Origin of the sequence: Paenibacillus sp. FSL W8-0187 (genome assembly GCF_037969755.1) — a bacterium.
Lineage (GTDB): Bacteria > Bacillota > Bacilli > Paenibacillales > Paenibacillaceae > Paenibacillus_AQ.
Window position 1 is genome coordinate 4,761,650 of sequence record NZ_CP150206.1, and the last position, 13,458, is coordinate 4,775,107.

The following is a 13,458-nucleotide window of genomic DNA, read 5'->3' on the forward strand; positions in this document are numbered from 1 at the left end:
TCACTCACCCTTCCTTAGGTGTCAGAGGTTGCCTTCCCTTAGCATGCCTGAGGATGAGGAACATTATGCGTATGAGAAATCAAGGTAATATTATAGAGCGATGACGCTTCTTCCAACCGCCCTGCCCTGCAGAATGGTGTTCAGCACTTCAGGCAGATCGTGTAGACCGTATTCTGTAATTCCTTCTTGAAGAACAGATGCCGGCTTCCATTCATCGGCCAGCTTCGACCATACCAATCGGCGGAAGGCCATAGGACAATACACCGAATCGATTCCGAGAAGATTGATCCCCCTAAGGATAAACGGAAACACCGTCGAATCAAAAGCACCGCCGCCCGTCATGCCGGAAACGGCGACGCTCCCGCCGTATTTCACGCCTTTCAGCAGTGAACCCAATTGGTTTCCACCGACCGGATCCACCACCGCTGCCCATCGCTCGGCAGAGATGGCCCCCTTGGAGGATGCCGCAGCCTCTTCCCTGGATATCACTTCATGGGCTCCCAGCTTTAAGAGCCAGTCCCTCTGACTTGATTTGCCTGTGGATGCCGTTACGCTATAGCCTAATTGACTGAGGATGGAGACCGCGAAGCTGCCCACGCCCCCTGTTGCCCCCGTAACTAGAACAGCCCCCTGTTCCTGTCGCAGTCCATTCCGTATCAAGGCCTCTATCGATAATGCAGCCGTAAAACCTGCGGTTCCGATAGCCATCGCATCACGCGGGGACAAACCCTGCGGCAACGGGACGAGCCATTCGCCCTTAACCCGTGCGTACTGGCTGAACCCACCTTCATGAGATACCCCTAATTCATAACCGGTACAGAGAACGCCATCGCCTTCCTTGTAATCAGCATGAGCGGAATGCACAACCGTCCCTGCCAGATCAATACCCGGAATGAACGGGTACCGGCGGACAATTTTCCCCTCCGGTATGCTGGCTAGACCGTCTTTATAGTTGACCCCGCTGTATAATACCCGCACAATAACGTCACCTTCGGGCAGCTGCTTCAAACTCATGTTCTCCACACTGCCGCGAACCCCTTGCTCATCTTGACGCAGCACGTAGGCCTGAAATTCGGTTTCGTTGTCCACATATATCACTCCTTGGGTTAGTTTAGGTGCTGTAAAGCAATTTGGATCTGCACTATGAATATGTCGAAGCTTCATCCGTACACTCGGAATATGGCGACTTATGCGCTTTCTCGAGAAATGATCCAGTATCGTCCTTTATAATCAGAATTATGTTATTATGGAAAAAGAATACTTTCATAAATAAATTATCAGCAGGAGTTGAAATCCACGTTATGACTCATTTTGATCATGGATCTAAACGTAGATCCTACCGCTTCTCGTTCTTGCTCACTCTGGTGACACTACTTCTGTTACCGGTCATCTATAAACCGATCAGCCAGGTTTTTGGATTCCTTGGTATACATACACAATCAGGGGGCATTGCCGGCTCGTTTCTCGTGTTCTTCCTGAGCTTGGGGCTCATTCTAACACTGTATCGGCTAATCTTCAGAGTATTCCCCATCATTACCCGGCCTGGTCTCAAAGTATACGTATTAATCGGTCTACTCTTCCTATTGTTTACCGGGATCTACGAATACAGGAGCACACACCGCACAGTTGAAGCGGCCGTGTTCAATGGGGAGCATGCTTTTCTTGAGGCATCTTTTAGGGTTGATCATGCTGAAATCATAAAACCAGAATCATCGCCGAACAAGGCGTATGCTTTCTTGGTTACACCTGGAACAGGATTGCATTTATCAACCTATACCAAGGGATGGTTCGGATGGAACACTTCATTTGCAACAATATTGTACCCTCCTGCTGAAGATTCCTCTTCTCCCTCCGTATTCTCGAAGACAGACAAGTATTCATCACTCGTCCTTGGCATATATAGAAGCCAGGAACCCTTTCAGGTCCAAGTAAATGGTCAGCCGGTCCATACCATACCTTATCAGCAACTCAAGCCAGATGTCAGTGAAGATTTGTACATGTGGTATTACGAACGCCAGCCCGACATGCTAGAGAACAAGGACAAGGTTCATCTCACCGCGCGTGACGTCAACGGAAGTATAGTGGATCGACTTGACCTATAGCCGAGTACAAAAAGACGCCCCTTCTCCTGCCAAGCGGCAAGATTGGGAAAGCGTCTTTTTCATTGCTGTATTTTATAACCTACTCTTCATGCTGTTCCATGAACTCGGCCATCATCCGATGTTTCACTTCCCAGACCTCTTCACTCAGATTAACGCGGTATATTTCCGGATTAAGCTTCCGCAGATACTCCGGCCAGAACTGATCCAGCTGAGCATCATGATAGCTGCGAATCTCTTCAAGCTTCGGCAGCTCATACACCAGTTCGCCATTCAGGAACACCGGTTCAAGCATGGACACCGCTTCAAAATTCTTTACATTCTTGCGCATGTAAGGATGCAGCGGATTAAACAGCTTTAATTTCCCGTTTTCCGGCGGCATCTCTTCTTCCGGGAAGCAGATGTAATCGGCTATCGCTTTGCCACTTCCCTTGGATATGATGCGGTATACTTCTTTTTTGCCTGGTGTGGATACTTTTTCGGGGTTGCCCGAGATTTTGAGAGTCGGCACCATCTTGCCGTCAACTTCCCGCTCCACGAGCTTATAGACGCCTCCAAGCGCAGGCTGGTCCGCTGCCGTGATCAATTGGGTACCAACGCCCCAAGTATCCACTTTAGCTCCCTGTGCCTTGAGATCCAGAATCGTTCCTTCATCCAGATCATTGGACGCCACAATGCCAACATAATGAAGACCAGCCTCATCCAGCATCTTCCGTGCCTGAATCGACAGATAGGCCAAATCCCCGCTGTCCAGACGAATAGCATTCATCCGCTTCCCTTGAGCCTCCAGCTTCTTCGCTGTTACAATGGCATGGGGAATCCCGCTCTTTAACGTATCAAAGGTATCCACCAGCAGCGTCACTTGATCCGGCATCACCTCGGCAAATATATCAAAGGCCTCCTGCTCACTCCGGAAGGTCTGCACCCAGGAATGTGCATGCGTACCTTTCGTCGGGATTCCGAACTTCTCGCCAGCCAGCATATTCGATGTGGCATGGAAACCGGCCAGATACGCAGCACGCGCGCCCCAAACCGCCGCATCCGCTTCCTGTGCACGTCTTGTGCCAAACTCCAGCAAGGTATCGCCGCTGGCAACCTGACGGATACGGGACGCCTTGGTGGCGATCAAGGTTTGAAAGTTCATGAAGTTCAAGAGTGCCGTTTCAACCAGCTGTGTTTCAAAAATGGTCCCTTCAACTCGAATGAGCGGCTCATTCGGGAATACCAGCGCCCCCTCTTTCATGGAATGAATATTCCCTTGAAAACGGAACCGGCGAAGCTCCTCCAGAAATTCAGGTTTATACTTCTCTTCCTGTTTGGCCAAATACGCGATATCATCCTCCGTGAAACGCAAGGATTCAATATAATGTACAATCCGTTCAAGACCGGCAAAAACCGCGTATCCGTTACCGAATGGCAGCTTGCGGAAATACGCCTCAAACACCGCACGCGTACGATGAGAGCCATTAATCCAGTGAGCGTACATCATGTTGATCTGGTATTTGTCCGTATGTAGTGCTAATCCTGCTGTCAGCATCACGATCATCCTCCACTGTTACCCGGTTCAACTAGGCTTCCGGGTGGTTCAAGCTGTCTATTGATTAAGAAGTTCCTTACTTCGCACGACCGATGCCCCGAGACTGCCTTGAAAGTGACTTAAAGCCCACTTGTGTCCCTCCGGATTAAAGCTCGCGACGGCATCTTCATAAATCGTAATCCGGTATCCGTAATTATAAGCATCCACTGCAGTATGCAGAACGCAAATATCGGTGCATACTCCGACGAGATCGACTTCGGTAATCCCGCGTTCCCGCAGCTTCTGGTTCAGATCCGTACCGCAAAATGCGCTGTATCTCGTTTTGTCCATCCAATAAATGGCGTCCTTGCGTTCCTCATATACCTGCTGAAGTTCACCGTACAATTCCCGCCCCCGGGTTCCCCGAATGTTATGCGGAGGAAACAGCTTGGTTTCGGGATGATAAGCATCATTGTGCTCATGCAGGTCCACGGCCATTACAACAAAATCACCACGATCACTGTATGACTTGGTTAGCTCCGCGATTGTGTTCTGAATGTTGATGGCGGGTTCGCCTACAGGCAGATTGCCATCCACGAAATCATTCGTGAAATCTATCACGATCAAGGCTTTCATCTGACACACACTCCTCTTCAACATGATTAATGTGATCGATAAAATAACAGCGGGTGAATCCATTCCATTCCTACGTATAAATCGATAGCAGTGGTGCATGATCCGTAAAACGATACAATTGGGCCGGCCGTTGGGAATATTGATTGGAATTTAGCGGCTTGCCGTTCTCATCACGGGCTTCTTCCAGTATCCCCTGCCTGCTGCGGGTCGATGTGATTTTGCGGATGAAATTGGGCTCGTTGAACTCGGGCACGACGGTCTGAATGACCTGGTACAACTCACTCAGTGTAAAATGCTCCGGTAAAAACTGCCGTGCAATTGTCGTTTGCAGCATTTGCTGCTGAATCTTGCGGTACGCATCCATAATGATATCCCTGTGGTCAAAAGCAAGCTCCAGCTCCTCCAGAGCTTCCGCTACAGTAAACAGACCCACCTCTTCCGCATCATCGGCAGCCTGGCGGTGCTCCAGCATCCATTCTTCTACCAACGCATAGAATGCATGGCTGATGATCCAGCCCCTTGGATCCCGTCCCGGTGCGCTGTACACGCCCAAGTACTCCAAGTGACCGCCGTCCACCCCGGTCTCTTCTTTCAGTTCCCGTTTGGCGGCATCGTAAATAGACTCACTCTCACGGCAAAATCCACCGGGGAGTGCCCACATCCCCGCACATGGCCATGATCTGCGCCTGATCAGCATCACCTTAAGCTCACGTATGGGCAATGTCTTGGTGAAGGTTTTCCGTTCCCGCTTCGTCAAGGTAAACATCACGATATCGGCGGGTACACCATCCGGTGTTCTGTATTTCTTGGCACTGCTCTTTGGCGCCTGTTCGCGATCCGTCATTTCCATCACCATAACTATTATTTTGATAATTTCATTATGACATATTTAAAGATGATGTCAAGGATTTCCTGACCTTATCCTCTTTATAAGTGTACTATGCCCTATTCATTCTCATTCTGTGCATAATGCAGCAAGAATAGAAAAGGTGCGGAACCATTCCGCACCTCGTTTCATCTATCCGCAGCTGCTTGGCGGCGTATCTTTTCCTGTTTCCACATTCACTTTTTCCGAAACGGTATCATGAATCACGGACACAACCAGCTGAAGAAGATAATTAATATCGCTTTGACTTTGCTGGAATTCCATCACGAGCGGAATACCGTCAATTTCCTCTTGCAGTTCCTCGATCTCCCGTTCGATTTTGGCAACCATATCCTTGTTCTGGAACGATTCAAAGGCTACGATTTCTTTTTGCTTTTTCTTAATGGTTTTAATCAGGTTTTGAACCCGTTCGTGGTTCTGGATCTTCTCTTCGGCCTGCTTAAACATCTGAACTTCTTCACTGGTGGATATTAATTCAGCCAGCTCGCCGGCTTTTGCTAAAATATCGTCACGTATAATCAATTCACGCGTGTTGTAAGTTGACATACCGTATGTGTTCGTACGAACATGATCATGTGCCAAGGTTCATCGCTCCAATTCTTCATCATCTATATGGGAATATGCAGCACCAGCCGCATTCTGCTCGCAGCCCAATGCTGCATTTGAATGCTGTGCTTCTCTATTATACCGCATCCGAGGCAGGAATCGTGTTCGGGATCATATCCCCTTTGATATACCAGGTCTTCGTATCCGTAATTCGTACATTCACGAAGCTGCCTATGAGATTCGCTGAGCCTTCGAAATGAACCAGCTTATTCGTGCGTGTGCGTCCCGACAGCATGGAATCATTGTTCTTGCTGACACCTTCTACAAGGACCTCCACCGTAGCGCCAAGCAGCCTATCATTGCTCTGGCGGCTGTACTCACTAATGGCTGCATTCAAACGTTGAAGCCGCTCGCTCTTGACCTCCATCGGTACATTATCCTCCATCACTGCAGCCGGTGTTCCTTGGCGAGGAGAATAGATGAACGTATAAGCAGCATCATAACCTACTTCTCGCACAAGAGACAGCGTCTCCTCAAACTGCTCATCGGTCTCACCAGGGAACCCGACAATAATGTCGGTGGTAAACGCTACATTGGGAATTGCCTTCTTAATTTTATGGGCCAGTTCCAAATACATCTCGCGTGTATATTTGCGGCTCATTTTTTTGAGCACTTCGGAGCTGCCCGACTGTACCGGCAGATGAATATGCTCGACCAGGTTGCCACCCTTCGCCAGCACTTCGATCAGATGATCGTCGAAATCCCTTGGATGGGATGTCGTGAAGCGAATACGTGGGATATCGATCTTGTGAATATCATCCATCAGATCGCCGAAACGGTACTCGATATCTTCAAAATCCTTGCCGTAGGCGTTCACGTTCTGACCGAGCAGCGTAATTTCCTTATACCCTTGCCGGGCCAATTCACGAACCTCAGCAATGACATCCTCCGGACGCCGGCTGCGTTCCTTGCCGCGGGTGTATGGAACGATACAATATGTACAGAATTTATCACAGCCGTACATAATGTTGACCCAGCCGCGGAGACCTTCTCTCTTCTTCGGAAGATTCTCAACAATGTCGCCCTCCTTGGACCACACTTCAACCACCATTTCCTTGCTGAAGAGCGCTTCCTGAATAAGGTGAGGCAGACGATGTACGTTGTGCGTACCAAAGATCAAGTCCACGAAGCCATGCTTCTGGAGAATTCGATTAACAACCGATTCTTCCTGCGACATACAGCCGCAAACCCCAAGCAGCATATCCGGCTTTTCGATCTTCAAATGCTTCAGGTGGCCGAGTTCGCCAAACACTTTGTCCTCCGCATTTTCACGAATGGCACATGTATTGAGCAAAATGATGTCCGCCTGCTTCCGATCCTCGGTTGCCTGGTAGCCCATCTGCTCCAGCAATCCCTTAATCGTCTCGGAATCATGCTCATTCATCTGACATCCGAACGTATACACAATATAATGCTTGCCAGCTCCGATGCTTCGGAACTCTTCCGGCAGCTCGGTATCATACAATACTTCGACACTCTGCTTGCCGCGCTGTTTTTCCTGTCTATGATTAGGCTCCGAAAGGATGTTGATTTCCCGGCCATTGATGCGAATTCTCTTCCCGTGTTCATCTTCCGAGAGAACTTTGGCTCCTGAAAAATCAAAATACTTGGAGTAGTCCTTACTTTCTTTGGACATGCTTGGTCACTCCTTAGATCCGCAAAATCTTTGGTTTACATGACAAAATATCTTAAATAGGCACTGTTTTAAATTATATCATGATCTTATTGCCTAAGCTACCACCCTGGCGTTATTGAGGCTAAACCTTAACAGATGAACTTTTTCCTTCAAATTGGCTTCCAGAAACATTAAACCCTTGGGAAATTTCAAAAAAGAGCCTGAAATCGAAGTGAATCGACTCAGGCTCTTCCAGCTGTGATCGCTTAACAGCAGCACATGCGTGACACATACAGTATGTTCATAAAGGTTTACTGAAGCTATGGATTAATCAATAATTTCAGCAGTGTCTCCGGTTTTGGCGCCAGCAGCGTTAGCTTCATCGGTATCGATGTGCATGTCGAGCGCAAAATTATCGGATACGCGGGCAATGACATTCTCCAGTACAAGACCGCGTTCGCCGCCTAAGCGTACCTTCAGCAGATCCTTGTCTTTAATCCCCCATTGATCCGCAACGGACGTATGGAAGTGAATGTGACGAGCAGCTACGATAACACCTTCGTCCACCGTTACTTCACCTGCCGGGCCTTTAATCGTGATACCCGGGGTACCGGCGATGTTTCCGGATTCGCGTACGGGTGCTTTCACACCGATGGCGAAGGAATCCGTGCGGGAAATTTCCAGCTGGGTTGCAGGACGTGCAGGTCCCAAAATTCTTACTTTATCGAATTGTCCCTTCGTTCCAATGACCGCTACCGTTTCGTTGGCTGCGAATTGTCCTGGTTGGGACAATGGTTTGAACTCTGTAAGCTGATATCCAGGGCCGAACAATGCCTCAATATGCTCTTGGGTTAAATGAATATGGCGGGCGGATACACCCACAGGTACAGTTTTACTCATCTGTCTCACTCCTTGTTTTTCTCTATATGCTGTACATGCCATCACCTATTATACTCTCTATTACCCAAAAATAAAAAGGCAACCCGGGTGATTCAGGCCGCCTTCTTCCGTTTCATGAGCAATCTGCAACAGGATTGTCAAAGTTATCCTCGAATCATGGTCGTTATGCGAAAGGTTACTATGCTTGAGTTGACAATGAAGGTAAATTCTGCTCAAGAAAACGGAGGGCATACTCCGACATCCAGCCCTTGACCATCGATTCAGGATAATGTTTAAGCAGCAGCTCCTGAAAATCCGAATACTGGCCCGGATGCTCAAGTCCGGCTACCCATTGATCAATCCCGTCGAAATCCGAACCAAACATGATGTGCTTCTCTCCGCCCATCTCACAAATTTTCTCGATGTGCGGCAATACGTCCTCCGGCTTGACACGCTCTACACCGCTGCGGATAAACCAGGGCACAAACGTGATTCCGATCATCCCGTTTAGCGCGATTAATGCCCTTATCTGTTCATCATTCAAATTCCGGGGATGCTGGCAGACGGAGTACGCATTGGAATGCGAGGCGATAATGGGTCGCTTGGTCAGCTCCGCGAGCTCCCAGAAGCCAGCTTGGGACAGATGGGACACATCCAGAATAATACCTGTCGAATTGCATAGCTCTACCAGTTGACGCCCCCGTTCTGTGAATCCCCCATTTCGCTGCTCCAATGCTCCATCTGCAGCCCAGTTCGCATAATTCCAGGTAATCCCCATAAAACGAACGCCCATCTCATACAAGAGCTGGACGTAATACAGATTCCCCTCCAGCCCGTCAACGCCTTCCAGCGACAGAACGCCGTATCGTCCATTCTTCCGTTGTCCGAACTCCTGGACTTGTTCTCGCCAGAGCAGTGGCTTCAGATGACCCGGTTTAACAATGCGTCTGCGGTAAGTATCTATTTGTCCCAGCACCCGTTCAAAGGAAGGTCTCCCCCATTTCTCCGATAAAAAAACAGCGAACACCTGAAGGGCCAGATCGCCCTCCTCCATGCGCTGCAGCGTTACATCCAAATGCGGGTCATCCACAAAGGAGGCTTGGGAATCTTCCCACATTTTGCTCAAAACATCACAGTGAAAATCAACCGTCCGCATCGCGCCATTCATCTCCCTTCTAAACTTATCACAGCAAAAAGCCTGTTTACACCAAGGAGAGTAAACAGGCTAATACCTCAACATTCGAAATTTATCTAGGTTCTACGATCAATTTAATTGCCGTCCGGTCTTCGCCATCAATCACAATATCCGTAAAAGCAGGGATACAAATCAAATCCACCCCGCTCGGTGCTACAAATCCCCGGGCAATCGCTACCGCTTTAATGGCCTGGTTCAGTGCTCCCGCCCCAATCGCTTGCAGTTCCGCCCCGCCTCGCTCCCTAAGAACTCCAGCGAGCGCCCCTGCAACTGAATTAGGATTGGATTTTGCTGAAACTTTTAATACTTCCATGGTAAGTACCTCCCCTGGGAATGTTGAGTGATGGTTTGCTTCCGCTTACTAGATGTTATTCGTGAGAGGGGAAAAAATTCCTGCTTTTTACCATCCGTTCCTAATTTAATTAAACGGATTCCGCCTTTTTTAATCCATCCGCCATTCGTCTTCGTACATGCGGATTTTCTGTATCTTCCGGGCTCTTCCCGTTTCCTCATCCATATCCACGCATACGGCATGGAACTGCCATTTGCCTTCGTCGACCTGGAAACGAGCAGGAAGCTGGGTCTTGAACTTATACATTACCGCATCGCGCTGCATGCCGAGGATGCCTTCCTTGGAGCCGACCATGCCGGTATCCGTAATATAAGCTGTTCCTCCAGGCAGTATGGTGTCGTCATTGCTTTGCACGTGGGTGTGCGTTCCAACCACCATCGAGGCGCGGCCTTCCAGATGCCATCCCATGGCAATCTTCTCCGAGGTTGCCTCTGCATGGAAGTCCACCAGAATGCACTTCGTCTTCTGGAGAAGTTCATCCACAATGTCATCGGCTGCACGAAACGGGCAATCGATCGCTGGCAGGAATGTTCGTCCCTGTAAATTCACAATCGCTAGCTGTTTGCCGTTCGCTTTGATGATCGTGTATCCGCGGCCCGGTGTGCCGGGCGGAAAGTTTGCCGGACGAATCATGCGAGGCTCATCATCGATAAACTCAAAAATATCCTTGTTATCCCACGTGTGGTTTCCCAAGGTGATGCCATGAATGCCCCAATTAAAAAATTCATTGGCTATGGCCGAGGTAATGCCGCGTCCTGAAGCTGCATTCTCCCCATTGGCAATAATGATGTGCGGATTATATTTGGACTTCAGCTCCGGAAGGGAAGCCTTCAAAGCTTTACGACCTGTACTGCCGACAATGTCTCCGATGAATAATACGTTGATGTCAATCACTCCTTCAGGGATGCTTGTCCTGATTCCCGGCAAGACCGTTCCCGATTCATAAATGTCCGAACTGTATTTTCGGAAATTTCAAAGATAAAAAGTGGCCGGATTGCGGCCACTTTTTAAGGTCCAAACTCTATTTTGCGTAATCCACCGCTCGGGTTTCCCGGATAACGGTGACTTTGATATGACCCGGATAATCCAGTTCATTCTCAATCGTTTTGGTAATGTCGCGTGCCAAGCGGAATGCTTCGGCATCGTCGATTTTCTCAGGCTGTACCATGACACGAACTTCACGTCCTGCTTGAATGGCATAGGATTTCTCAACGCCTTCAAAGGATTCGGAAATTTCTTCGAGCTTCTCAAGACGACGGATATACGTCTCAAGCGTCTCTCTGCGTGCTCCCGGTCTGGCAGCAGACAATGCGTCAGCTGCGCCAACCAGCATGGCAATAACCGAAGTTGCTTCACAATCACCGTGATGAGAGGCAATGCTGTTGATAACCACCGGATGTTCCTTATACTTCTTCGCCAGCTCCACGCCGATTTCAACGTGCGATCCTTCCACTTCATGATCCAGCGCTTTACCGATGTCATGCAACAGTCCTGCCCGTTTCGCAAGCACGATGTCTTCGCCCAATTCGCCGGCCATCAGGCCAGTCAAATAGGCCACTTCCATGGAGTGTTTCAACACATTTTGTCCATAGCTTGTACGGAATTTCAGTCGACCCAGAATTTTGATCAAATCTGGATGCAAACCGTGAACGCCAACCTCGAAAGTGGCTTGTTCTCCGTACTCGCGAATGCGTTCGTCCACTTCCTTGCGGGATTTCTCCACCATTTCTTCGATACGAGCCGGATGAATCCGTCCGTCTGCCACGAGCTTTTCCAAAGCTGTACGGGCAATTTCACGGCGAATCGGATCAAAACCGGAGAGAATAACAGCTTCCGGAGTATCATCGATAATAAGGTCAATCCCTGTAAGGGTCTCAAGCGCACGAATGTTTCGGCCTTCACGTCCGATAATCCGGCCCTTCATTTCTTCATTCGGCAAGGTGACTACAGATACCGTGGTCTCAGCTACGTGATCAGCCGCACAGCGTTGAATAGCCAGCGTGATGATCTCGCGTGATTTCTTATCTGCCTCTTCCTTCGCCTGCTGCTCGATTTCTTTAATCATCTGAGCGGTTTCATGACGAACTTCCTGCTCAACATTACTGAGAATGATGCTGCGGGCATCCTCCATCGTGAGGTTGGAGATGCGCTCCAGTTCTGTCGTTTGTTTCTTGTAAATGGCATCGATTTGCTGCTGGGTCTCTTCTATTCGTTTCTCTTTGTTCGCCACTTGTTCTTCTTTACGTTCCAAAGATTCTATTTTTTTATCCAGCGACTCTTCCTTTTGCAACAATCTGCGCTCCTGCCGTTGAATTTCATTCCGGCGCTCACGAGTGTCTTTTTCAGCTTCGGCTCTGATTTTATGAACTTCGTCTTTAGCTTCAAGAACCGTTTCTTTCTTCAATGCTTCTGCTTCCTTCTTCGCACTTTCTACGATCTGCAAAGCGGCATGCTCGGCACTGGAAATTTTAGCTTCTGCAAGGGATTTGCGAATAAAATAACCGAACCCAAAGAATATAGCGGCTACAACGAGAACGATTATGATCCACCAAATTGGATGCATCTGATCACCTCCTCGTTGGTTCCTCCAAGGCATTCCTTGGGAAATGTGCAATTGTCAGGTTACTCATTCATACATAAAATTTTCCGGCAGTGGAAGCTGCCGTCCATACTGCGAACGCCGTATCACGTACGCAAATTCCGCCTTAACCAGCGGAATACATTTCACTATGAATTGGCGATTTAAGAATCTTTCACAAAGTAGTCACTTTTTTGGAAGGAAAAAGGATTCTAATTTATGATAAAAAGATTCATATTTATTTTAGTATTTATAAAAAGATATTGTCAAGGGAAAGCAATGGGTAAACGTCAGTTTCATCCAACGAAACCATTTCTTTCACGAAAAAGTGCCCAATTTGCCCTTTATTCGAAATCTTCCAGCCCGTCGTCCCACTCGCCCTGTTGCTGATCCTCATCGACCAGACGTTTGAGTACCTGACGCACCTGGTCCCCGCCGAAGCCCCTACGCATTAAATATGCTCCCGTTTTACGTTTGCGATCCAGCATCTCCCCATGGGTTTGCTGCCATTTTTTCCGTCCCACGGCGAGCGCGCTCTCCAATTCGGCATCTGCACTGATCTCGCCCAATGCCTCGGAGATCAGCTCCGTGCCGATTCCCTTCTGTCTCAGTTCCTGCTTGACCCACAGCCGTCCCTTCTTATGGCTGGTCATTCGCTGCTCTGTCCACATCTTGGCGTATAACGCGTCATCAATCAGCTTGTCCTTCTCCAGGCGCTCCAGCGTCGTCTCCACGCTGCTCGGCTCGAAACCTTTTTGCTGCAGTCGCTGGGTGATCTCCTTGGCTGTTCTTGGCTTCCTAGCCAGATGATTCAACGCCTCTACGTAAGCCCGCTGTCGCTCGTCGGCCACGATAATATCTTCCAACTCTTCCTTACGAAAAACATTTCCCTTGAACATCCGGTATTTCAGCATTACATCTTCATGAACGGTCATGAGGTATGGACCAAACGCGATTCGGTATCGATGTTTGGGCTTCTTCAGCATTTCGACTGAAGTTACAACCAAATCCTCGTGAGCCGGAAAATGCTCAATACCTGATGATTCTGCCTGCTCCGACATTTCTTTATTCTCTTCTTCCATATGTCGCTCCTCTC

At 48.8% G+C, this 13,458-nt stretch carries 13 protein-coding genes; 1 reads left to right on the forward strand and 12 read right to left on the reverse strand.

What is annotated here, in order from left to right:
* Nucleotides 1-90: 90 nt before the first annotated feature.
* Nucleotides 91-1,089 (reverse strand): acryloyl-CoA reductase, encoded by a 999-nt coding sequence (locus MKY48_RS21330; protein WP_339290804.1) that lies wholly within the window; start codon nucleotides 1,087-1,089, stop codon nucleotides 91-93.
* A 212-nt stretch (nucleotides 1,090-1,301) separates the two neighbouring features.
* Between MKY48_RS21330 and MKY48_RS21335 the strand changes: the two genes are divergently transcribed.
* On the forward strand, nucleotides 1,302-2,102 hold the full coding sequence (locus MKY48_RS21335; protein WP_339290805.1) for a hypothetical protein: 801 nt from the start codon (nucleotides 1,302-1,304) through the stop codon (nucleotides 2,100-2,102).
* A gap of 79 nt (nucleotides 2,103-2,181) precedes the next feature.
* Here MKY48_RS21335 and MKY48_RS21340 read toward each other — a convergent pair whose 3' ends face one another.
* The 11 genes from MKY48_RS21340 to MKY48_RS21390 form a co-directional block, all read right to left on the reverse strand.
* On the reverse strand, nucleotides 2,182-3,636 hold the full coding sequence (locus MKY48_RS21340) for a nicotinate phosphoribosyltransferase (protein WP_339273603.1): 1,455 nt from the start codon (nucleotides 3,634-3,636) through the stop codon (nucleotides 2,182-2,184).
* Nucleotides 3,637-3,693: 57 nt separating this feature from the next.
* Nucleotides 3,694-4,251 (reverse strand): isochorismatase family cysteine hydrolase, encoded by a 558-nt coding sequence (locus MKY48_RS21345; RefSeq protein ID WP_339290806.1) that lies wholly within the window; start codon nucleotides 4,249-4,251, stop codon nucleotides 3,694-3,696.
* A gap of 70 nt (nucleotides 4,252-4,321) precedes the next feature.
* Complete coding sequence (locus tag MKY48_RS21350; RefSeq protein ID WP_071220157.1) at nucleotides 4,322-5,107, reverse strand: NUDIX domain-containing protein; 786 nt, start codon at nucleotides 5,105-5,107, stop codon at nucleotides 4,322-4,324.
* 162 nt (nucleotides 5,108-5,269) lie between these two features.
* Nucleotides 5,270-5,719: a YlbF family regulator gene (locus tag MKY48_RS21355; protein ID WP_076324921.1), complete on the reverse strand. Its 450-nt coding sequence runs from the start codon at nucleotides 5,717-5,719 to the stop codon at nucleotides 5,270-5,272.
* A gap of 100 nt (nucleotides 5,720-5,819) precedes the next feature.
* A complete protein-coding gene (miaB, locus tag MKY48_RS21360; RefSeq protein ID WP_339290808.1) occupies nucleotides 5,820-7,379 on the reverse strand; it encodes a tRNA (N6-isopentenyl adenosine(37)-C2)-methylthiotransferase MiaB in 1,560 nt (519 codons plus the stop codon).
* A gap of 306 nt (nucleotides 7,380-7,685) precedes the next feature.
* The gene (locus MKY48_RS21365; RefSeq protein ID WP_076324923.1) at nucleotides 7,686-8,258 is read right to left on the reverse strand and encodes a phosphate propanoyltransferase; all 573 of its coding nucleotides are present in this window, start codon (nucleotides 8,256-8,258) and stop codon (nucleotides 7,686-7,688) included.
* Between the two features lie 178 nt (nucleotides 8,259-8,436).
* On the reverse strand, nucleotides 8,437-9,393 hold the full coding sequence (locus MKY48_RS21370) for a dipeptidase (protein ID WP_339266158.1): 957 nt from the start codon (nucleotides 9,391-9,393) through the stop codon (nucleotides 8,437-8,439).
* Nucleotides 9,394-9,484: 91 nt separating this feature from the next.
* A complete protein-coding gene (locus MKY48_RS21375; protein ID WP_006211249.1) occupies nucleotides 9,485-9,745 on the reverse strand; it encodes a stage V sporulation protein S in 261 nt (86 codons plus the stop codon).
* Nucleotides 9,746-9,874: 129 nt separating this feature from the next.
* Complete coding sequence (locus tag MKY48_RS21380; RefSeq protein ID WP_179090707.1) at nucleotides 9,875-10,669, reverse strand: TIGR00282 family metallophosphoesterase; 795 nt, start codon at nucleotides 10,667-10,669, stop codon at nucleotides 9,875-9,877.
* A gap of 136 nt (nucleotides 10,670-10,805) precedes the next feature.
* Nucleotides 10,806-12,347: a ribonuclease Y gene (rny, locus tag MKY48_RS21385; RefSeq protein WP_096774480.1), complete on the reverse strand. Its 1,542-nt coding sequence runs from the start codon at nucleotides 12,345-12,347 to the stop codon at nucleotides 10,806-10,808.
* Between the two features lie 359 nt (nucleotides 12,348-12,706).
* A complete protein-coding gene (locus tag MKY48_RS21390; RefSeq protein ID WP_339290810.1) occupies nucleotides 12,707-13,444 on the reverse strand; it encodes a RecX family transcriptional regulator in 738 nt (245 codons plus the stop codon).
* Nucleotides 13,445-13,458 lie beyond the last annotated feature (14 nt).